Below are 20570 nucleotides of genomic sequence, written 5' to 3' on the forward strand. Positions count from 1 at the left end.
AAGGCACAACCAGACGAATTGGCTGAGAAGGCCAATCCTGGGCCGAAGCGAGCGATGAAAAAAAGAAACACGCGGCAAATAGCCCGCTGCAAAACCTTGGAAATCGGATTTTCATCTTTTCTACTCCCGATTGAATGCTGAATTCAGCAGCATGAGTGTGTCGAGGCATCTCAGTTTCAGAGCAAGACCTTGCGTGCCATGGCCAGTGATAAAGGCTTACAGCAATGACGCAATGAAATTATCATATAAATTTATATTATGCAATGATCATTGCAACACAAAGTGTGCGCAAGGCCCAGGCAGCGCGAAGCCCAATGGACCAGCGGCCGGTTTTATCTTGAAGGGAGTAAGCGGCGTCCGCCGCCCCGCGACTAGAAACCCAGGGCGACGGCTAGCCCGCCGCCGGCAATCCCGAAAATAACTACCGCGGCGCTCACCGTCGCCAGTTCCCTGGGGCGGAACGACTTGGCAACCATGGCCAGGGAAGGCAGGCTGATCGGCGGCAGGGTCATCAACAAGGCTCCGGCGGGGCCGGCCGCCATGCCCAGCGACAGCATCGCCTGGATAATCGGTATTTCCCCGGCCGTTGGGATCACGAACAACGCGCCCGCTACCGCCAGTGCGCCGATCCAGAACAGATGGTTGCCGATATCCGCGCCAATATGCGGGAACAGCCATGCGCGGGCCGCGCCGAGCAACAAGACAAGAACGATGTATTCAGGCACAAGGCGCAGGGCCATGCGAGCCAGAATCTGGCCCCAACGTGCAAAGGCGCCTCGCCAGTAAGAGAACGCCTCCCGCGGCACATCTTCTGTAAACAAGCGTGCCGCGCGTTCTCGTTCGATGTCGGCCTCGGCGGGCTTGATCATTCGGTTAATCAGATAGCCGGTGCCGAACACCATGGGGATGCCCAAAGCCAGGCGCAAGGCCGCCCAGTGCCAGCCCAGAACGAAACCCATGAAGACCAGCGTGGCCGGATTGAGCACCGAGTTCCCAAGCCAGAATGCCAGCGCGCCTCCGGGCGAGGCATGCCGTTCGCGCAACCCCGCGACGACAGGCGCCGCGCAGCACGTGCACATCATTCCGGGCAGCGCCATCATGCCGCCCGCGGCCACGCTGCCAAAACCGGTTCCGCCCAAGGCTTTCGCAACCCAATGACGCGGCAGCAGCGCCTGAACCGCCGAACCAAGCAGCAGTCCCAGCACCAGCGCCTGCCAGATTGCCTTGCCGTAGACCAGAGCGTAATCGAACGCGGCCTTGAATGACGGCTCGGGCGCGCTGGCGGCGTTGCCCATCAGAATCGATGTACCGATCGAGTGGCTGTCCGCGGCAACGAAGGCACGGTTGTAATACGGAAACCATTTGACGTAGAACAAGCCAACCAGCACAATCAATGCAAAGACTGCCAGCCCAATGACAGGGCTGGGAGACTCTCGCGAGTCGAGCGTGTTTTTCATGAAGGTGTTCGGCCCAAGATTGATGATGTGCCGGCCCAACGCGCACCGACGCAGCGTATTCTACATCGGCTGCGGGGGTGGCTATGGGTGCGGGCCGGGACGAAGATTGATCTTGCAAGCAACGCCGGGATATCCCGCATCCTGTAGAATGCTTCCAGCAGCATTTTGCAATACCACTCATTCCGCACTCGACCTCATGTCCATACGCGCAGTTATTGCAGCCTTTGTCCTATGCACACCTGTTTTCGCGCACGCGGATTGCACGGCACACCTGAATGAGTGGGCGCAAGCATTAAGCCCCGGTCGCACCATCGATGCCAACAATGCCGCCTGCAAGGCCTGGCCCCAGAATCCGGCGCAAACACTTGCCGTTTTGCCCCTGCCCCAGAAAGGCGCCACAGAGGACAAAACGGTCTACGATGTCCAGGTACTCGTGGCGGACAGCAAGACAGGGGCAATCATCGCCCACAGCTACGAACCGTCCGCCATTACCTCAGATGCAATCAGCCTGCGGGGCATTGCCCTGGACACGGCGCACTGGCAGCTTGCACCTCACGCACTCGCCTTCGGTGTGCGAAAGAGCTACGAAGGCTCGTCGCGAGTAAACCCCTTCGCGGCCACCACGCTCAGCCTTTATGTTGTCGACGGATCAAACCTGCGCAGGGTGCTCGCCAATCTGACTACGCAACAGAGCAACGGAGAGTGGGACGGCAATTGCTCGGGCCAATTCTCTGACATCACCCGCGTAATATCTGTCGGCCCTGCCGGTCAGGGCGCTTATGCAACGCTGCATATCAGCGAAAAGACCGTTGACTCGACCCATGCCGAGGCCGCAGGCCAATGCGCCACGAAAAACAAAGCGACCAAGCAGGCCAATGTGACACTGGCTTATGACGGCGCGCACTACGGCGTCCCGGCCGCTCTGAGATTCGACCAGTAGTGCCGCCGCGGCGACGCCCCCCGGCTCGCCGTCAAACTGAAGCCCTTATGGACGGGCGACGGGTACCACTTGATAGCGGCAACGTCATTAATATCTCATCGTAGTAGGCGCCATTTACCTTCAGCGCCCGCGGCTCCCGGCCATATTCTTCGAAACCCAGCTTCCTGTAGAGTCGAAGCGCCGCAATATTGCAAGCCTCGACCATTATCAGCAGAGCTTCCACCCGTTCATTGGCGTGCGCTATAAGCTGCTCCAACAATGCCTGCGCCAGACCGGTGCCGCGAGCCTCGGGGCGCACATACACCCCCACGATACTCGCCTTGTGCCGCAGTTTGGCCGTGTCAGGCACAAACATGCCGGCAATACCGCATAAAGAAAGTTCACCCAGCCAAGCCCCCAGGACCACGCTTTTTTCCAGCCGATCGGCAAACTGCGCCATGGCTTGTCCATTTTCCTCATCCCAGGAACTGCTGAAAGCGGTCGGGCAGCTTTGCAAGCCTTCCAAACGAAGACTGCGGTAAATCGTGGCGTCTTCCGCGCCGAGGCGTCGGAAGATGAATGGCTTTCGTGCGGAGCGATCGGGTGTCATGGGCGTAATGCGTGGGAATGAGGTGTGTAGATTAGCGCAGCGTGGCTGTTGACCGCAATGGATCCGACGCCGGAGCCGAAGGAACAATCGGCGATCCATGCGGTACGCCTGCCGGGCCCAAGGGAATGCCGCAGGACGTGGTCATGAAAATCAATCAAGCCGTTCAGAAGGCGCTCGAAACGCCGGAAGCCATCAAGATTCTTCGCAATAGCGGCTTCACACCGGCCCCGGGTACACCCGATCAATTTCGCGACAAGATCGCCGACGGCGTGCGGTTGTGGGGCAAGGTCGCACACGACGCGGGGGTAAAGCCGGAGTGAGCAGCAAGGGCGCTCGGCGCGAATCGCCCTAACGTTTCAGCCTGGACAATAAATAGCGCCAATAATCGTGGGCGCGCTTGAATCGAAACCGGCTCCACCACTTCAACAAGCCGTAAGAAAGATGGATTTTTTCCTGCCCCAAGGGCATGTCCGGCCTGACACGCATCCAGGACGTTTTGGAATAGGCGACGAGTTGATCGGGATAAACACTGCGGTGCCCGATAATAAGATAGGCCGCGATGCCCGCTCCTGCCACGTACACCGTCCCTATTGTCCCGCCAAATAGCTCAATTCCCATGAGTACGGCGGCGACCGGGGTATTTGAAGCCGCAGCTACCACGGCCACCAAACCTACAGCCGCACCCAATGACGGGCTGATTCCCAACATAGGAGCAAACGCGTTCCCGGCAATGGCTCCGATGACAAACTGCGGGGTAACGATCCCACCGTAAAAGCCCGAGCCCAAGGTAATCGCCACCAAAAGCGTTTTCCAGAAAAACCCCAGGTAAGGCATGGCCTCGCCGTCCAGTGCTCTATCCATGAGAGGCAGGCTCAAGCCCAGATAGTCTGTCGAAATGAAGAAAATAAGTGCGGAGAGCACAATGCCACCCAACAGTGGCATGATGGGCGGCCACATATTGAATCGGGTCCTCAGGCGGCTGAAAAGCAGGCGCACCAGGCCGATCAGGTCAACAAACACCCATGCGACAATGCCGCAAATTATTCCGATGGCTATCGTTTTGATAAACAGGATTTCGGAAAAATGGGGCAGCAACTGGATGCTGTAGTACTTGTAGGGAACTCCCCATAACTTGCTGACTTCAAAGGAAGTAACGCCAGCCACAATGGCCGGAAACAGGAAATCATGCCGTATGCGTCCGATAGCCAGCACTTCAACGCCATAAATGGCCCCTGCTATCGGCGTGCCGAATACGCTGGCAAAACCGGCACTGACGCCGCAAGCCACGATGCGCTTTTGCAGTTCGCTGTTTAGTCCCAGCACTCGGCCCACGCCCGAAGCCAGCGAGCCGCCAATATGTGAGCAGGGCCCTTCCTTTCCCGCGGACCCGCCGCACGCCAGTGTAATGATCGCCGCAATGGGCTTGATGGCCAGTGTTTTGAAGGGCATCTGGCCCGATTGCTTATGAACCGCGGCAATGACCGAGTCCTTGAGTCCGCTCGTATTTTTCCTATAGCCATAATGCAGAAGCAATCCATTCAGAAATCCGCCCAGCGGCAGTAATGTCATCTGAAGCCACAATGGGATGGATGCTGTCTTGCCGGTGAGGAAAAACAAGCCATGCAAGAAAAGGCTCGTGCCGCTTCCCACGATGGCTCCGGTAATGGTTGCCAGAACAAGCCACTGCATGACGGTCGCCAGCATGACGATCGGCTCAATATAATTAACGCGTGGCATGACCGGCACTTATCATCGCATGATCCTTTTTGAAACAGGCAGCGAGATTCTACTTCCAATCGCCACGGTCCCGCCCCCTGCCTCAAACGGTTTTCAAATCAAGCATTATTTCATCGCCGCTGGGCTCAAAACACGTCCCATAAACTTTCGAGCCCTGCGTGATCCTCCCGCAGTGTGTCCTGCTCGTCGGCAAGCGGGGCGACATAAAAACCTTCATTGTCGACCGAATGGTTTGGGGGCGGTTCGTATAGCGAACACTCGAGATTGCTGAACACCAGATCAGCCGAGCCAAACACCTTTTTAACCTGGCGAAACGGCGTATCCGGATCCGGGACATTCATCAGATTGACATCGCCGGTAAGAATTATTTTTAGTGCCATGAGGATTTGGATCAATGTGAATGGAATTTAATGTCTTTCTATCGATTTCTGGCTTCCTGACCCCATTCGAGCCCTGCAAAGACATTCTTCTGGTGGCAGCCTGTTATCGATAAGAGCCGATAATAATCCGCCTATCGAGGAATTTCTCGATATGCGACTTTAGACGGCAATAGCTTATGCAACTTGCATGCTGTCACCGGTCAGGCCGAATCTGCCTCGACAAGAAGCACATTCGCCAGCACCGACGCTCCCTGCGCCAGGTGGCGTGATTCCGCATATTCAGCTTCATTATGGCTTAGGCCGTTGCGGCAAGGCACAAATATCATCGCCGACGGCGCCACGTACGACAGATTGACGGCATCGTGCCCGGCGCCGCTGCACATATCCAGACTGGAAAAACCTAGTGCTGCGCTGGCCTGGCGCACCCGATCCACACAAGCGGGACTGAACTGAATGGGCTCATAGGTCGCCACGGGCGCAAAATCGAGTGCAATATTCTCCATCTTGGCGCGTTCACGGCAGATGTCAGCGACCTGTTCGGCCAGCGTGTCCAGTTGGCGAATGTCCGGATGCCGCAGATCGATACTGAATGCCACGCTGCCAGGGATGGTGCTGGGCGAGTTCGGTCGGCAGGCGATATGCCCTACGGTCAGGCGCGTGTCATCGCCCGATTGCCGCCCCAGTTCCGCAAGAGCGGCGATGATCCCGGCGGCGCAGGCCAGCGCGTCCCGGCGGATTTTCATAGGCGTGGTACCGGCGTGAGACTCGAAGCCGGTGAGGGTCACGTCATATTCATGCAAGCCCTGCACGCCAGTCACCACGCCCAGCGGCACAGCCGCCTGTTCCAGCACCGGCCCCTGCTCGATATGGGCTTCGTAATAGGCCACCGGCCTATCGCGAAAGCGCGGCGTATTGGCGAACCCGGTACGATCCAGTTCTTCGCCAAGAGTCACCCCGGTCTTCAGACAGGGACGGGCACGCGCGAACGCGAGATCCGCGCGCCCGGCGTAAACGGACGACCCCAATATTCCCGGCGTGAAGCGCGAGCCTTCCTCATTGGTCCAGGCGACAACCTCTACCGGACGCCAGGTAGCGATGCCCCGCGCATTGAACGTGCGCAGGACTTCAAGCCCAGCCAGCACTCCATAAACGCCGTCGAAGCGCCCGCCCAGCGGCTGCGTGTCCAGATGACTGCCGCACAATACCGGCGCCGCGCCGGAATCGGTCCCAGGCCGACGGGCGAAAATATTCCCGACTTCGTCGGTATAGACTTGGCACCCCGCCTCTTCGCACCATTGCATGAAAAGACGACGGCCTGCCACGTCATCCTCGGTCAGCGTCAGCCGGCAACTGCCTCCGTTGGTGGTCTGGCCTATGCGTGCCATGTCCATCACCGAATCCCAAAGCCGCTTTTCATCGACAGTAATCAAAATATCTCCTTCAGCCGTTTGAGCATCCTCATCATATCCGGAGCCAGACACCTTGACCAACAGCACAATGGCTGGACTAACGTACGAGCAACCTCGGCCCCGAACCGTTTTCAGACAGTGGAGGCGTTGCCGCGGAGCATCAGCGACGCACCGGAGCACCCGCGCGCTCCGAATACATCATGCTATTCAACTGCTCGGACAGCTCACGGGCGACGCGCTGAAGTGCCTTGATCTGCCGCTCGTCGGGCGGCGTTGGAATATCGTCGACCGAACCCACGATCGCAATCGAGCCGGCAAGCGAAGCGCCGTCGCGAAATATCGGTACCGCCAGCGTGCTGATGCCGGTCATCATCTCGCCACTGCATATTTCGTAGTAATCCGCGCGAATCCGATCCAGTCGCTTCGAGAGCTCGGTCAGCGCCGCTGCATCGAACTTGACACCGGAGGCCAGCACCTCGTCCAGCATGGCATCGCGCTCCCGCGGCGAAGCAAATGCGAGTGACACTCGCCCCAGGGCGGACCGATGCGGTGGCGGGCGGTTGCCGGGTTTGACGCTCACGCAAATGCGCGCGTAGATATTTTCCATGGTGCTGATAACCATGGGCATGCCATTGGTCGCAACGGTCAACACCACCGTCTCGCGCAATTCATCGCGCAATTGCACCAGGTAAGGCTCGGCTCTTCGCCGAAGATCAAACTGATTGCCAGCCGCCTCGCCAAGCTGGAACAGCCGCCACCCCAGACGATAGCGCTCGTTGGCGTTGTCCTGTTCAATCAAGCCCACTTCCTTGAGCGTTGCCAGATGCCTATGAATGCGAGGCTTGGTTTCGCTCAATTGCTCGGCCAGCTCGGTCACACCCATCGCACGATGCGCGAGGGCCAGGCTATCCAGGATGCGGACCGATACCTTGACGGCATCGACCGAATTCAATTTTTTTTCACTCATATGCGGTTATGACTCTCGACGGCAAGGACCGGACAACACTGCCCATGCCAAAAGTGTACCGAAGAATCCACGGATATGGCCGGGCAGGTGGGCCACTCCCCGTCCGGCCTACCAGTCCAGGGCGTCCAGGATATGAGATAGCCCTCCTGTGGATTGACGATAGATCTTGCATCGCAATAGGGTCACATGTTACGCTAGAAGAAATAAATTATTGTCAGACGTAACGATTAGGACGTAACATCAAGACATAACATCGGATCGAATCCGGCTCATATCGATGGGAATGCGCCTCAATGGAAAACGCTGCGAACTCGGCACAGCCAGACGCCTGTCGTATTACCTGCGATGTACTCACGGGTTTTCTGGGCAGCGGCAAGACAAGCCTGCTCAATCGCTTCCTGCATACGGAAACCGCGCGGGGAGTGGCGGTTGTCATTAATGAAATCGGCGCCATCGGTATCGATCAACTGATCCTGTCGCAAATATCCGAGAACGTGGTTCTGCTCGAGTCGGGCTGCTTGTGCTGTTCGCTCTCGGGGTCCCTGCGCGAAACCCTGCTCGACCTGAAACGGCAGGCACGGGCGGCAGGGCATCCGCTCACACGGGTGGTGATCGAGACAACCGGGCTGGCCGAACCGGCACCGATCCTTAACATCTTATTGGGCGACCAGACACTGGCCGATAGCTTCGTGCTGGGTCGCGTAATCTCAACCGTCGACGCGCATCAGGCGCTCGGGCAGATTCGACGGCAACGCGAAACCGTGCGCCAGGTCGCGCTCGCGGATGTGCTTGCGATCACCAAGACCGATCTGGTGGACAAGCAGGCCGAGCTTGCATTGAATACGGCGCTCGACGGCCTGAATGCGACAGCGCTGCGGGTGCGGGCGAATGATGCCGACGCGCTCACTGACATTTTCGTGCGCGCCAACCCCGCGGTGCCGGCCAGGAGCGAGCCTACGCACGAGGCCGGCACCAGCCACGATAGCCATCGTCACAACCATGCCGCGCACCTGCATGGAGCGGTCAACAATGAAAGCCTTTGGCTCGGGCCGCAGCGCATTCATCCCGCGGGGCTGGCGGCGTGGACACATCTGCTGATTTGTGAATACGGCGACCGATTGTTGCGTTGCAAGGGCCTACTGCATTTATCCGACCCGATACGCGATGTGTTCGTGCAAGGGGTCGGACGCTACTTCCACCCCTCCGCGGCCATTGCACGCTGGCCAGACAGCGACCCCCGCGCGAGGATGGTGGTGATTGGCGAACGGATCGACCCGTCCTGGCTGCGCGCCAGTCTGCCCGCCTTTCTCATCGATGAAACGGGGCTGCTGCCGCGCACGCTCGAAGAGTTGAATCAGGTGGTCCATTCCACATGCAGCCACCTGCATCCTATGTAACTTATGATGGAGAACGCTTTCCATGCCAGCTGAATTTGTCCTGCGCGGCGCTCAAGTGGTCGAACCCGACCATATGCCCTGCGCGCTCGACCTCCTGATCCAGGACGGAAAAATCGCGGGGCGACTGACTCCCGACACGCCGGTCGATGCGTCGATTCCCGTCCTTCGAGCGGATGGCTTGCATGCTTTTCCCGGCCTCATCGACGCTCACGTGCATTTCGGCTTCGGTGAAAAGATCACCGAGTACTCCACCGAAACCGTGTATGCCGCGCAGGGCGGCTTTACCTCGATTCTGGGCTACTTTCTAAACAACGAAAGCTATGCCGATGTCTACGAGCGTGAGCAGGAATACGCACGGGCTCGTTGCCATGTCGACTACGGTTTCCACTTCAGCGTGGCCAACGAAGAGCATGTCCGCGACATGCCCGCCTATGTCAATCGCTATGGTGTCACCTCGTTCAAATACTTCATGAACTTCAAGGGTGAGGAAGGGCGCTACCTCGGCCTGGATGGAACCGATGACGGCTATTTCTACGATCTGCTGAAAATGGCAGGAACATTGCCGGGCGTGAAGATAGTCTGCCACACCGAGAACATCGAAATCGTCAACAGGCTGCGCCGGCGCGCGCAGGCGATCGAACAGCCGACGCTGAAAGATTGGGCGGACACGAAGCCGCCATTCACCGAAGCGGAGAGCTGCGTGCGGGCCATGTATTTCGCGGAACAACTGGGCGCGCATCTCTATATTCCGCACTTGAGCACGCGCATGGCGCTGGATGAAGTACGCCGCTGGCGTTCGCGCTACCCACATATTCATGTCGAAACCTGCCCACATTACCTGACGCACGACGACGACTCGACCCTGGGTCCCATGGGCAAAGCCAACCCGCCGTTTCGCAGCAAGGACGACGTCGAAGCAATGTGGGAAGGCTTGCGCGACGGCAGCATCGATGTGGTCGCTTCCGACCACGTGCCGCGCAAGCGCTCCACCAAGGAACGGCCTTTCTGGCTGGCCTCGCAGGGCTTCCCGGGCACAGCAACGATCCTGCCGGTGCTGCTCAGCGAGGGCTACCACAAGGGCCGCCTATCGCTGCAGCGTGTCGCCGAACTGCTGAGCAGGGCACCCGCGCAGATCTTTGGAATGATGCCGCGCAAGGGAACGCTGCAGACCGGCGCGGATGCGGACATCACCCTGGTCGACCTGGAGCGCAGCCGTACCGTGCGAGCGGAGGAGCTTGGCTCGTATTCGGACTACAGCTTGTATGACGGCTGGACGCTCAAGGGCTGGCCGGTGCGCACCATCGTGCGCGGCGAGACTGTGATGCAAGACGGCAAGATTATGGGCGAACCCGGCTATGGCCAGTATCTGGCGCGGCCGCTAGTGTCCTGAATTGGAAATTTTCTGCATAAATCAATTTCGATAGTGGGATGGAATCATGAAACCTTGGGACAACATCATCAGCGCAGACGAACAGGCCGGATATCGGGCCGCGGGTTTTGGCCGGCCGGGGGGTATCGGCCAACGACCGGCGCTGCTGATCATCGATGTGCAGTACCGTACCGTCGGCACCCGTCCGATGCCCTTCTGGGAAGCCATCAAAGAATTCCCCACCAGTTGCGGCGAAATGGGCTGGCAAGCGGTCGGCAATATTCAAAAACTGCTCGAGATGTTCCGCGCCAAGGGTTGGCCAGTGCTCTATCCGCATGTCGCGCCGAAAGTCGCAGGTGAAGGCGGCCGTTTGGCGGAGAAAGTGCCCGCGATCATGAATATCGCCTCGCACGGCTATGACTTCGTTGCCGAGATCGCACCGGCCCAGACCGACGTACTGCTGCCCAAGAAACATCCGAGCGCGTTTTTCGGTACCGCCCTGGCGAGTCATTTGATCGATTTGCAGGCCGATACCCTGATCGTAACGGGATGCACGACGAGCGGCTGCGTGCGAGGGAGCGTAGTAGACGCGTTTTCGCTGAATTTCAAAGTCTTCGTTCCGCAAGATTGCGTCTATGACCGCAGCGCCGTTTCCCATGCGGTCAATCTATTCGACATGTCGGAAAAATACGCCGATGTCGGCACCACCGAAGAGTTGCTGGATAGTCTGCAGGGTGTGAGCCCGGCCCGCTAAGGGGCCGGGCCAGACGCGCCTCGGTACTTGCACGCACGCATGCCCTGAACATAACCGTTTCACCCGCATAACTGAACAACTGGAGGAGCAATGAAAATCACACGCAGGTTCTTATCCGCCGCCACACTCGCAATAGCCCCGCTGGCCACGGGCACAGCCGGTGCCGAGCAGTATCCGACCCACCCCATCACGCTCATTCAGCAATTCGCACCCGGAGGAGGCAGCGATGCCGTGGCACGGCCCTTGGCGCCGGAGCTGGGCAGGATTCTGGGCCAGTCCATCGTGATCGATAGCAAACCCGGTGCCAACGGCGTCATCGCCAACCAATTCGTGGCGCAATCCAAACCGGACGGCTATACCTTATTGTTCGCCTCGGCCGGCCCGATGACGGCGGCCCCGCACCTGTACAAGCTGCGGGTCGATCCACTGAAAGCGTTCATCCCCGTCGCGCTGGTGGTCAAGACGCCCTCGGCGATCATCGTCAATGACACGGTCAAGGTGTCCACGCTGAAGGAGCTCGTGGCCCTGGCCAAACAGAACCCCGGACACATTACATACGGTACTTCCGGCGTCGGTGGAGCACCTCATCTGGCGGGCGAAATGCTCTCCGCGGCCACCGGCGCAAAGTTTCTGCCGGTGGCCTACAAAGGCATGGGGCCGGCCATGACGGCCGTGCTGTCCGGCGAGGTCAACTTCGCTTTCGCGGACATTGCTTTTGCCGTGCCGCTGATCCAGTCCGGCCGCGTCAAGGCGCTGGCGACAACAGGCCAGAAGCGTTCGCCCATTCTGCCCGAAGTGCCGACCGCGCAGGAAGCGGGTGTGCCAGGTTATCAATCCAGTACGTGGTACGCCATTTTTGCACCCAAGGGCACCCCCGATGCCGTGGTCAAGCGCTTGCATGACGCGGTCAACCAGGCCTTGGCCGGCGACCTGAGCAAGCGTTATACCCAGCTAGGCATGGATCCGGCCAACGGCATGAGCCAGCAGGCATTCGCCGATTTCGTAAAGGCGGAGTACGACCGTTTTGGCAATATCATCAAGAAGGCCAATATCAAGATCGAACGATAAGACGGGTGCCATCGCCCATTGCCACATGTCCTGACTCAATCGCCTGAGGAACCATGGAACATACAGAGTTCGACTATGAAGCGGATGTCGTCGTCGTCGGCGCCGGCGCATGCGGGCTGATGGCGGCTTACCGCGCCGGCCTGCAAGGGCTGGACGTCATATTGCTGGACAAAGACTCCAGGCTCGGATGCAACGCCGAAATTGCCAGCGGCTCCTTGCCCGCGGCCGGTACGCATCATCAGCGCGCGGCCGGCATCGAAGATTCGCCGGAGCGGATGGCGGCCGATATCCTGCGCAAGAACAAAGGCCGCGCCGATGCCCGGATCGTGCATGCGCTATGCGCCCTTTCAACCGAAATCATTCGCATTTTCGAGGAAGATCTGGGCGTACCGATCGAACTCAATCAAGATGCTGGACGCTCCGGCTTTTCCGCCCTGCGCCTGCACAACGGGCCGGGCCGGACCGGTGCGCCACTGATACGGGCCTTGCAAGGCGCACTGGCGCGAATGAACAACATCACCCATGCCGATCGCACGCCCGGCATGGGTCTGATAATCGATGCGCAAGGAGCGGTGAACGGTGTGCGTGCCGGTCCTGACGGTGAACAATGCATTGGAGCCAAGCACGTCATCCTGGCCTGCGACGGCTTCGGATCGAACCAGGACATGATTGCGCGCTACATTCCCGAAATGGCGGGAATCGATTGCATTGGCGTGCAGGGCAATACCGGCGACGCCATTCGCTGGGGACTCGAGCTGGGAGCGGCGGTCGCTCATATGTCCGCCTATCAGGGGCATGGACTGGTATGTGCGGGCTACGGCACCCGTCTGTCGCCGGAAATCCCACAGCTCGGTGCGGTGATCGTCAATCGGCAAGGCCGGCGCTTTGCGCGCGAAGACCAGGGCTATTCGGAATTCGCCCAAGAGGTGCTGGCGCAGGCGGACCAGCAGGCCATTGCGATTTTCGATCAAAACATGTTCGACGTGGTAGCCCGGCTGGACCACTGGAAGGAAACCGTGGCGTCCGGCGCGATCAAATCCGCACCCACCCTCGCGCAACTGGCCGAAAGGTTCAAGCTGCCGCCGGAGGCATTGCAGCAAAGCTTCGAGGAATGCGCGGGGATACGCCCGGATCCCTGGGATCGGGCAGGCCTGCCGGTGCCTCAGGCACCGCCATTCTACGGTGCCGTCATCACCGGTGCGATGGTGCATACGCAAGGCGGCCTGGTCGTGGATGTGCACGCGCGCGTCAAGCGGCCCGATGGGTCCCGCATTCCGAACCTGTACGCGGGCGGCGGCTCGGCGGCCGGCATCTCCGGAGACTGCGCGCAGGGCTATATGTCCGGAAACGGCCTGCTCAGCGCCTACGGACTCGGCATGATAGCCGGCGACCATGCCGCACAGTCCTTGCTTGTTCACGCTTACTAGGAGAATCCTATGTCCAGCCGCCTCAGTTCCGCGCCTGCCGACCCCAGAGAGGTCTGCGAGCAAGCTATTCTCCAATTGTTCGACTGGGCCTTTTCGACGACGCCGCACGATATCCCGGAAGAGGTCAAGCGCCGCGCGGTATTGGTCCTGTTCGACGACCTCGCCGCCATGACCGGCGCCGCCGCCGAGCCGGAGTTCCAACGCCTGCTGCCCAAGCTCGGGGGGACGGGGGGGACGCCCGAAGCCACGATCATTCCAGTACCGGGGCGAAAGACCGATCGCCGCAACGCGGCCCTCATCAACGCTGTCGCCACTAATTGGCTGGAACTGGATGAAGGCTATCGCCTATCGCCCTGCCACGCGGGCCTCTATGTGCTGCCTGCATTGCTGGCCGACGCGGAAGCCGACGGCACGTCATTCGACGATCTGCTGCACGCTATCGTGCTTGCTTACGAAGTCGTAACCCGCGTCGCGCGCGCCTTCGAGCAACGTCCCGCGGTGATGCAATCGCATGGCCGATTCGCCGCCGTGGGTGCGGCGGTGGCGGTGGCCCTCAATCGCAAGCTGTCGGCGCAACAGGCGTTGAACGCCGCCAGCGCCGCCGTTACATTGATCACTCCCGCGCCGCGCAATCACCTGGCGCTCGGCGCATTGGTACGCAATGTGTGGGCCGGCGTGGGCGCGCAATCCGGCATGGCCGCCGTGGAATGGGCCGATGGTGGAATCTCCGGCACACCAAGCAGTTTTTACGATGTGTATTGCACGGTGCTGGGCGGTATTTCCCATGAGAAATTCCTGACGCAGGAACTGGGCCGATCCTGGGCCATCCTGGACGGCTACACCAAGATGTACGCCTGCTGCCAGCACCTGCACGCCGCGGTCGAGGCGACACTCGAGATCCGCGACCAGGCCATACAGAAAGGCGTAGACAATATCACCGCCATCGAGGTGGAAACCCATGAATTGGCGCTGCCTCTGCAGAACCCGCAGCCTCACAACACCTTGGCCGCAAAGTTCTCGATGTCGCACGCGCTGGCGGCAGCGGTGGTGCGCGGCAACGGTGGCGCCGACGCCTTCTCCAGCGCCATGCTGGCCGATGAAAAAGTGAATCGACTGCGTCAGCGCGTATCCATGGCGCCCTGGCCCACGCCGATTCCAGCGCCGCCAAACGATAGGCCGGCGCGCATACAAATGGGGTTCGCCGACGGCACGCAGCTCGTAGCGGAGTGTCTATCGGCCACCGGCGGCCCTGACCGGCCTTACGCGGACGAGCAGCGGCTGGACAAGATCGGCGCACTGACCCAATCGATGTATCCACGCCTGCGTCCGGCTGCCGATGCTCTGATGACGCTGCCCGCCGCCCGCATGCGCCAGCCTTGGCGCGACATCGTCGCGGCCTTCACCGCTTCTTGATTATTGGCGGCATGCCAGGCACGCCGACCGGAGGAATGAATAATGCGCATACTTTTCCAGAGCCTCGTCGAAACCGGTCGCACTCCGGCCTACTTCGCAGGCATGCACGAGCGGGTCAAAAAAATTGCCCGGCCCGGCGTGACGGTCGACTTCATCGGCATGCCGGAGAACGTCTATGGCAAATACACGCCCGCGGATGTGGTGAAGTATCCATATATGGCGGCCTTCAGCACGCAGCTCATCCTGGAAAACGCGCTGCGTGCCGAAGCGCAAGGTTATGACGTGTTCGTGGTCGGCTCGGTGCAGGATCCCGCTCTCGAAGAAGCTCGGTCTCTGCTCGATATTCCCGTGGTGGGCTATGGCGAATCCGCCATGCACTTCGCCTGCTGCATGTCCACTCGATTCGCCATACTGGTGTTCCAGGAAGGCTTCGATCAAATGATGGACTTACGCGTCCAGCGACTGGGCCTGGCCACACGCGCACTGCCTACGCTGCTCATCGACGCCAGCTTCGAGGATATCAGCCGCGGGCTTTCGGAATCCGAGCAACTGGTAGCCAAATTCGAAAAAGCCGCGCGAGTAGCGATTGCACAAGGCGCCGAGGCCATTATTCCAGGCCAGCTCTATCTGAGTGAAGCAATGGCGCGTGCCCATATCACCCGCATCGACGAGGTGCCGGTAATCGATGGCCTGAGCGCGACGATCAAGATGGCCGAAGTAATGGCGGACTTCAAGGATATGGGCATCAGCGTGACCCGCCGCGGCTATCTGCATGCGCGGCCTCCGGCCGACATGGTGCACCATGCGCGTCAATTTCACGGCCGCGCGAACAACAAGCCGGACAAGGCTTGAATGCGGCCGCATCGTTTTCAAGTGTAATTTTCCATTGACCCAGGGCTTATATTCCGCAAAGGGAAATCAGCCCATCTATTCCCGGAGCCTACATGTCCATCCTCAAAAATGTTACAAGCATTCTCGCAGGTCTCGCGCTATGTACCGCCGCCGTTGCCGCGCAAGCGGCGTATCCGGATAAGCCGATACACTTGATCGTGCCTTTCCCCGCCGGCGGCGGTACCGACGCCACCGCCCGCCTCATCGCCGCCGAACTTGGGCCTCTTCTGGGGCAGACCGTAATCGTTGAAAATCGTGCCGGCGCGGCGGGTACGATTGGCGCGCAATCCGTGGTTGGGGCAGCGCCCGACGGCTATACCCTGTTTTTCTCCACAACGGGGGTGCTGGTCATCAACCCCTATCTGTACAAAAACCTGCGCTACGATCCTGTCAAGGACTTCACCCCCATCGGCCCGGTTGCCTCCTCCGCCAACGTGCTGGTGGTCAACCCCAAGGTACCGGTGCACACCGTCAAAGAGCTGATCGCACTGGCCAAGTCCGAACCGGGCAAGCTCACGTTCGGCTCTTCGGGCATAGGCAGTTCCAGCCACCTGGCCGCCGTCATGCTGGAATCGCTTACCGGCATCAAGCTGCTGCACATTCCATACAAGGGTACGGCACCGGCCATCACCGACCTCGTAGGCGGCCGCATCAATATGATGATCGACAACATTCCCAGCTATGTGGAACTCGCCAAAGCCGGCAAAGTCCGCCCGCTGGGTGTCTCGGGCACCACCACATCGCCGCTGTTTCCCGGCGTTCCGACCATTGCCCAGGCAGGTGTCCCTGGCTACGACATCACCATCTGGTATGCCATACTGGGACCCGCCGGCCTGCCCAAAGAGGTGGTTGAAAAACTCTCGACAGCGATACAGCAGGTGGTCAAACACCCCGGCATGGATAAAAAGCTACAGGCCATCGGCTCCGATCCCATGACGCAAACACCCCAGGAATTCGCCGCTTTCATACGCAAGGAAAGCGAGAAATGGGGACGCATCGTGCGGGAATCCGGCGCTGCCGAACAGTAAAAACCATAAGCGCCGCACAATGTCTGCGCCATGTGCGGCGTTCAGCCCCTGTATGAGGGCTCATGGCGAGCAAGAGCAGCTTCTTCACTTTGACCTTGTCCTACTGACGAGCAGCCGGAAATAAATCTTGCATGATTTGTACCGCCAGTTGTATTTGGCTAGACACAACGACCTGCTTCCGATACAGCAAGCTGATGGCGCCAAAGTTGACGCCCGATTTTATGGCTAGAGTTTTGACGAGGTTTTTGGTTTCATAGTAGCCAGCCAGGCTTTGGGGCAGCACACTGATCCAGTTATATTGATTGATAAGCGTGATATTGGTTAATAAGGAGTTCGACTCAATGGAATCGGCAAGCCTAAGCCGGGCCCGATCGAGCATCGCTTCCACGCAGTCTCTTTGAACGGTACCGCTAATGGGGATGATCCAGCGGTACGGGATCAGTTCACGCAAGTGTTTCGGCTTGCGCTGTATCAGTTCGTGTCGCGGTCCGCATACGATAGCTACCGGTTCGTCATACAAAAACACCTCATGAATCCAGTTGCGATGGAGCGCATCGGACACACGCCCCAGAACGAGATCGAGCTCTTCCCGCTCCAGCTTTTCAACCAGGACGTTCAAGACGCCTTCGAAAATAGTGAGCTCGAGCCCGGCGTCGTGCTCGATCAGGCTGGAAATCAATTTGGGCAATGTGTGAACCGACGAGGAAGGCAGCACGCCTATGCGCAGGATACGCCTGTCGCGCGTCAGCAAGGATCGGACTTCGTCGCCTACTCTTTGTGCCGCGCCATTTAGATTTTGCGCATGGGAAATCAAAAGCATGCCCAGCGGCGTGGGTTTGGTACCGTAAGGCGTGCGCAGGAATAGCGGCGCACCGACGTGCTCTTCAAGCTGGGCCAGTGCCTTCGAGGCAGCCGGTTGGCTCATATTCAGGCGATCGGCCGCGCGTCCCATATGCTGGGTTTCATATAGGGCCAGAAGCAGCTCGACATGACGTTTTTTAATGTACAGCTGAGGGAATAATGGCTCGCTCATCATATATTTATAGTTATCGCGGTGGTAAAAGATTTCATTTTACGTTATGGCGATGCGGCGCCACACTATTGAGGAAATCACATTCGCATCCCTATTCGTTCTAGCGAAATGGCGGTCGCGATAATCCAGGAGAGCGGCATGAAGCATTTGATCAAAAGAATATTGGCTTGCAGTCTTGTAGCAACTGCGGTCAGCACCCCGGCCATGGCGGCCGATAACTATCCATCCAGACCCATCAAAATCATAGTGCCTTATGCGCCCGGTGGGGCCACAGATGTCATTTCACGTTTATTGGCGCAGCGAATGTCCACGGCTTCCGGCTATAACTTTATTGTGGAGAACAAGCCCGGCGCAGGCGGTGGAATTGGCGCGGGCTACGTGGCCCGCTCCAAGCCAGACGGCTATACCCTATTGATGGGGACTTCAAATACGCACGGCCTTAATCCATTCATTTATCATGATCTCGCTTATGATCCGCAAAAAAGTTTTGCCCCGGTGGCCGCTGTAGTTGATAACGTCGTGGTATTGCTCGCCAATCAAAGCTTTCCGGCCAGCAGCCTGAAAGAAGCGGTCGAGGTCATCAAGACACACCCTGGAAAATATAGCTATGCCTCGCCCGGGGTGGGTACGGTGCATGAATTTGCCATGGCATTGCTGAGCAAGAAACTGGGCCTCAAAATCCAGCATGTACCCTACAAGGGCGCTGGCCCTGCCATGATGGATCTCGCGGCGGATACGGTGCCTTTGATGATGGGCGGTTTGGCCCCGGCACTGCCGTTCATCAAGTCCGGTAAAGTCAAGCTGCTGGGTATTGCCAACGATGAAAAATATGATTCGATCAAAGGGGTGGAGTATTTTTCCGATCTGACCACAGGCGCATCCGTCAGCTCCTGGCTGGGATTGTTTGCGCCGGCGGGTACATCCGCCCAGACTGTGGAGAAACTCAACACGCTCGTCAATACAGTATTGGCATCCCCCGAGTTCATTAAGGAGCTGGACAAGCAGGGTACAAAGCCCCTGCCCATGACGCCGGAGGCATTCAGAAAACTGGTGGCCGACGGGTTGGCCTTCTGGAAAAAGACAGTAGAAGAGACTGGGACGACACAATGAGCGTTGGATCCGATGCGCCGGTAAACTTTCTGTTTTTCATTACTGACCAGCAACGGGCGGATCATCTGGGCTGCTATGGCAATCCGGTGGTGAAAACCCCCAATCTGGACACGCTTGCCCGGCGGGCCAGCCAATTCAACAACATGCATGTGGCAACTCCTATTTGCATGCCAAATCGCGCAAGCCTGATGACCGGCCGCTTTCCATCCACGCATGGAGCCCGCCACAATGGTATTCCACTATCCTTGCAGGCCATGACCTTTGTTGAATCGCTGCGGCAAGCCGGATATCGGACAGCACTGGTGGGCAAAGCACATCTGCAGAACATGACACTCAGGCCCCCGGTGTGGCCGGTGCCTCTTGAAAGTCGCTTGAAGCAGGAGGCCATGCGCGCCACACCGGGTAATTACGACCAGGAACGGCGAAAATACTGGCTGTCCAGCGACGATTTCGATCTGGACTACCCTTACTACGGCTTCGAGCAGGCACGTCTGGTGGATGAACACAGCGACGAGGTTCATGGCCATTATCGATACTGGCTGCGCAAGCACTATCCGGAACTGGAGCGCCACGTCGGTCCGGATGGCGCCATGCCCACACCCGGCTATGCCCTGTCGAAAATCCGCCAAGCCTGGCGCACACGCCTGCCTGAAGAGATTTATCCGTCAGCGTATATTGCCGATCGTGGCATGGACTATTTGCGGGAATTCGCCGCGCAAGGACAACCTTTCTTCCTGAAGTGTTCATTTCCCGATCCGCACCATCCGTTTACACCGCCCGGCAAGTATTGGGACATGTACGACCCAGCGCAGATGGAACTACCCCCTTCGTTCCATGGCACGCCGACATCGGTGCCCCCTCATGTGAAGTGGCTCTACGATCAGCGCGATTCCGGCAAGGCCATCAAGAACACGCCCGCCATATTTGCCTGCAATGAACAGGAAGCCAAAGAGGCACTGGCGCTAAACTATGGCTCGATCAGCAACATCGATCACCAGATCGGCCGGGTGCTGGGCGAATTGGATCGACTGGGGCTGAGCCGCAACACCGTGGTGGTGTTTACCAGCGACCATGGCGATTATCTGGGCGATCATCAGCTTATGCTTAAAGGGCCAATCCACTACCGAGGCCTCACCCGTGTGCCATTCCTATGGGCGGAACCAGAAGGCGCAGCCAAAACCCTGAACTCCGACAGCCTCGTCAGCACTGTCGATATCGCTCCAACGGTACTGAACCGCGCAGGTGTAGCGCCCTACAACGGCATTCAAGGGCATAGCTTGATGCCTGTCATGGCAGGGGCAGACACGCAATTGCGCGATGCGCTAATCATTGAAGAAGAAGGGCAGCGGGTAATACTGGGTTTCAATACTCGCATACGTTGCCGGACTTTGCTGGCAAACGACTGCCGCGTCACCATCTACGATGGCGCCAATTGGGGGGAACTCTACAATTTGGCAGAGGATCCGAACGAACTGAATAATCTGTGGAGCGATTCTTCCAGCGCCTGCCTGCGCGCCAAGATGCTGGAAAAACTTGCGTACATGATGCTCAATCATGTCGATACCAGCCCCTATCCCACGGCGTTGGCTTAAACGGAGAAA

19 protein-coding genes are annotated in these 20570 nt (G+C 58.8%); 12 read left to right on the plus strand and 7 right to left on the minus strand.

What is annotated here, in order from left to right:
• Nucleotides 1–371 precede the first annotated feature (371 nt).
• Nucleotides 372–1457: a permease gene (locus tag ACYVIS_RS10520; protein ID WP_460873932.1), complete on the minus strand. Its 1086-nt coding sequence runs from the start codon at nt 1455–1457 to the stop codon at nt 372–374.
• A 148-nt stretch (nt 1458–1605) separates the two neighbouring features.
• On the opposite strand from ACYVIS_RS10520, the gene ACYVIS_RS10525 reads away from it, so the two are divergent.
• Nucleotides 1606–2397 carry a PA3715 family protein gene (locus ACYVIS_RS10525; protein WP_460873933.1) on the plus strand — a complete coding sequence of 264 codons (792 nt, stop codon included), beginning with the start codon at nt 1606–1608 and terminating at the stop codon, nt 2395–2397.
• Nucleotides 2398–2428: 31 nt separating this feature from the next.
• Here the strand turns inward: ACYVIS_RS10525 and ACYVIS_RS10530 are convergent, their stop codons facing one another.
• Entirely contained in the window at nt 2429–2986 is a 558-nt protein-coding gene (locus tag ACYVIS_RS10530; RefSeq protein ID WP_460873934.1) for a GNAT family N-acetyltransferase, read from the minus strand.
• 125 nt (nt 2987–3111) lie between these two features.
• Between ACYVIS_RS10530 and ACYVIS_RS10535 the strand changes: the two genes are divergently transcribed.
• The gene (locus tag ACYVIS_RS10535) at nt 3112–3306 is read left to right on the plus strand and encodes a hypothetical protein (protein WP_460873980.1); all 195 of its coding nucleotides are present in this window, start codon (nt 3112–3114) and stop codon (nt 3304–3306) included.
• 28 nt (nt 3307–3334) lie between these two features.
• Here the strand turns inward: ACYVIS_RS10535 and ACYVIS_RS10540 are convergent, their stop codons facing one another.
• From ACYVIS_RS10540 to ACYVIS_RS10555, 4 genes are all read right to left on the minus strand, one after another.
• Nucleotides 3335–4723: a chloride channel protein gene (locus ACYVIS_RS10540; RefSeq protein ID WP_460873935.1), complete on the minus strand. Its 1389-nt coding sequence runs from the start codon at nt 4721–4723 to the stop codon at nt 3335–3337.
• 125 nt (nt 4724–4848) lie between these two features.
• Complete coding sequence (locus ACYVIS_RS10545) at nt 4849–5103, minus strand: hypothetical protein (RefSeq protein WP_460873936.1); 255 nt, start codon at nt 5101–5103, stop codon at nt 4849–4851.
• 200 nt (nt 5104–5303) lie between these two features.
• The gene (locus ACYVIS_RS10550) at nt 5304–6533 is read right to left on the minus strand and encodes a Zn-dependent hydrolase (RefSeq protein WP_232741451.1); all 1230 of its coding nucleotides are present in this window, start codon (nt 6531–6533) and stop codon (nt 5304–5306) included.
• A gap of 139 nt (nt 6534–6672) precedes the next feature.
• On the minus strand, nt 6673–7479 hold the full coding sequence (locus ACYVIS_RS10555; protein WP_232741452.1) for an IclR family transcriptional regulator: 807 nt from the start codon (nt 7477–7479) through the stop codon (nt 6673–6675).
• A 293-nt stretch (nt 7480–7772) separates the two neighbouring features.
• Here ACYVIS_RS10555 and ACYVIS_RS10560 point away from each other — a divergent pair, with 293 nt between their 5' ends.
• From ACYVIS_RS10560 to ACYVIS_RS10595, 8 genes are all read left to right on the plus strand, one after another.
• Nucleotides 7773–8876, plus strand: a complete 1104-nt coding sequence (locus ACYVIS_RS10560) for a CobW family GTP-binding protein (protein ID WP_460873937.1) — start codon at nt 7773–7775, stop codon at nt 8874–8876.
• Between the two features lie 22 nt (nt 8877–8898).
• On the plus strand, nt 8899–10266 hold the full coding sequence (locus ACYVIS_RS10565) for a dihydroorotase (RefSeq protein WP_460873938.1): 1368 nt from the start codon (nt 8899–8901) through the stop codon (nt 10264–10266).
• A gap of 46 nt (nt 10267–10312) precedes the next feature.
• Nucleotides 10313–10999, plus strand: coding sequence for an isochorismatase family protein (locus tag ACYVIS_RS10570; protein WP_460873939.1), 687 nt, complete (start codon nt 10313–10315; stop codon nt 10997–10999).
• Between the two features lie 90 nt (nt 11000–11089).
• Nucleotides 11090–12067 carry a Bug family tripartite tricarboxylate transporter substrate binding protein gene (locus ACYVIS_RS10575; RefSeq protein WP_460873940.1) on the plus strand — a complete coding sequence of 326 codons (978 nt, stop codon included), beginning with the start codon at nt 11090–11092 and terminating at the stop codon, nt 12065–12067.
• A 53-nt stretch (nt 12068–12120) separates the two neighbouring features.
• A complete protein-coding gene (locus ACYVIS_RS10580) occupies nt 12121–13494 on the plus strand; it encodes an FAD-dependent oxidoreductase (protein WP_460873941.1) in 1374 nt (457 codons plus the stop codon).
• Nucleotides 13495–13503: 9 nt separating this feature from the next.
• Nucleotides 13504–14907: an MmgE/PrpD family protein gene (locus tag ACYVIS_RS10585; RefSeq protein WP_460873942.1), complete on the plus strand. Its 1404-nt coding sequence runs from the start codon at nt 13504–13506 to the stop codon at nt 14905–14907.
• A gap of 42 nt (nt 14908–14949) precedes the next feature.
• Nucleotides 14950–15759: an aspartate/glutamate racemase family protein gene (locus ACYVIS_RS10590; protein ID WP_460873943.1), complete on the plus strand. Its 810-nt coding sequence runs from the start codon at nt 14950–14952 to the stop codon at nt 15757–15759.
• A gap of 92 nt (nt 15760–15851) precedes the next feature.
• Nucleotides 15852–16826, plus strand: coding sequence for a Bug family tripartite tricarboxylate transporter substrate binding protein (locus ACYVIS_RS10595; RefSeq protein ID WP_460873944.1), 975 nt, complete (start codon nt 15852–15854; stop codon nt 16824–16826).
• A 100-nt stretch (nt 16827–16926) separates the two neighbouring features.
• Here ACYVIS_RS10595 and ACYVIS_RS10600 read toward each other — a convergent pair whose 3' ends face one another.
• The gene (locus ACYVIS_RS10600) at nt 16927–17862 is read right to left on the minus strand and encodes a LysR family transcriptional regulator (RefSeq protein ID WP_460873945.1); all 936 of its coding nucleotides are present in this window, start codon (nt 17860–17862) and stop codon (nt 16927–16929) included.
• 135 nt (nt 17863–17997) lie between these two features.
• On the opposite strand from ACYVIS_RS10600, the gene ACYVIS_RS10605 reads away from it, so the two are divergent.
• Both ACYVIS_RS10605 and ACYVIS_RS10610 read left to right on the plus strand, forming a co-directional pair.
• On the plus strand, nt 17998–18969 hold the full coding sequence (locus ACYVIS_RS10605; RefSeq protein WP_232741462.1) for a Bug family tripartite tricarboxylate transporter substrate binding protein: 972 nt from the start codon (nt 17998–18000) through the stop codon (nt 18967–18969).
• Nucleotides 18966–20561, plus strand: a complete 1596-nt coding sequence (locus ACYVIS_RS10610; RefSeq protein ID WP_232741463.1) for a sulfatase family protein — start codon at nt 18966–18968, stop codon at nt 20559–20561. The genes ACYVIS_RS10605 and ACYVIS_RS10610 overlap by 4 nt, the downstream gene beginning before the upstream one ends.
• The last annotated feature ends 9 nt before the right edge of the window (nt 20562–20570 follow it).

It is taken from the genome of Paralcaligenes ginsengisoli (assembly GCF_054781135.1).

Bases quoted from the DNA above. Each gene is read 5' to 3' on its own strand.
- ACYVIS_RS10520 (WP_460873932.1), bottom strand. From the start codon at position 1,457: ATGAAAAACACGCTCGACTCGCGAGAGTCTCCCAGCCCTGTCATTGGG.
- ACYVIS_RS10525 (WP_460873933.1), top strand. From the start codon at position 1,606: ATGCTTCCAGCAGCATTTTGCAATACCACTCATTCCGCACTCGACCTC.
- ACYVIS_RS10530 (WP_460873934.1), bottom strand. From the start codon at position 2,986: ATGACACCCGATCGCTCCGCACGAAAGCCATTCATCTTCCGACGCCTC.
- ACYVIS_RS10535 (WP_460873980.1), top strand. From the start codon at position 3,112: ATGCCGCAGGACGTGGTCATGAAAATCAATCAAGCCGTTCAGAAGGCG.
- ACYVIS_RS10540 (WP_460873935.1), bottom strand. From the start codon at position 4,723: ATGCCACGCGTTAATTATATTGAGCCGATCGTCATGCTGGCGACCGTC.
- ACYVIS_RS10545 (WP_460873936.1), bottom strand. From the start codon at position 5,103: ATGGCACTAAAAATAATTCTTACCGGCGATGTCAATCTGATGAATGTC.
- ACYVIS_RS10555 (WP_232741452.1), bottom strand. From the start codon at position 7,479: ATGAGTGAAAAAAAATTGAATTCGGTCGATGCCGTCAAGGTATCGGTC.
- ACYVIS_RS10560 (WP_460873937.1), top strand. From the start codon at position 7,773: ATGGAAAACGCTGCGAACTCGGCACAGCCAGACGCCTGTCGTATTACC.
- ACYVIS_RS10565 (WP_460873938.1), top strand. From the start codon at position 8,899: ATGCCAGCTGAATTTGTCCTGCGCGGCGCTCAAGTGGTCGAACCCGAC.
- ACYVIS_RS10570 (WP_460873939.1), top strand. From the start codon at position 10,313: ATGAAACCTTGGGACAACATCATCAGCGCAGACGAACAGGCCGGATAT.
- ACYVIS_RS10575 (WP_460873940.1), top strand. From the start codon at position 11,090: ATGAAAATCACACGCAGGTTCTTATCCGCCGCCACACTCGCAATAGCC.
- ACYVIS_RS10580 (WP_460873941.1), top strand. From the start codon at position 12,121: ATGGAACATACAGAGTTCGACTATGAAGCGGATGTCGTCGTCGTCGGC.
- ACYVIS_RS10585 (WP_460873942.1), top strand. From the start codon at position 13,504: ATGTCCAGCCGCCTCAGTTCCGCGCCTGCCGACCCCAGAGAGGTCTGC.
- ACYVIS_RS10590 (WP_460873943.1), top strand. From the start codon at position 14,950: ATGCGCATACTTTTCCAGAGCCTCGTCGAAACCGGTCGCACTCCGGCC.
- ACYVIS_RS10595 (WP_460873944.1), top strand. From the start codon at position 15,852: ATGTCCATCCTCAAAAATGTTACAAGCATTCTCGCAGGTCTCGCGCTA.
- ACYVIS_RS10600 (WP_460873945.1), bottom strand. From the start codon at position 17,862: ATGATGAGCGAGCCATTATTCCCTCAGCTGTACATTAAAAAACGTCAT.
- ACYVIS_RS10605 (WP_232741462.1), top strand. From the start codon at position 17,998: ATGAAGCATTTGATCAAAAGAATATTGGCTTGCAGTCTTGTAGCAACT.
- ACYVIS_RS10610 (WP_232741463.1), top strand. From the start codon at position 18,966: ATGAGCGTTGGATCCGATGCGCCGGTAAACTTTCTGTTTTTCATTACT.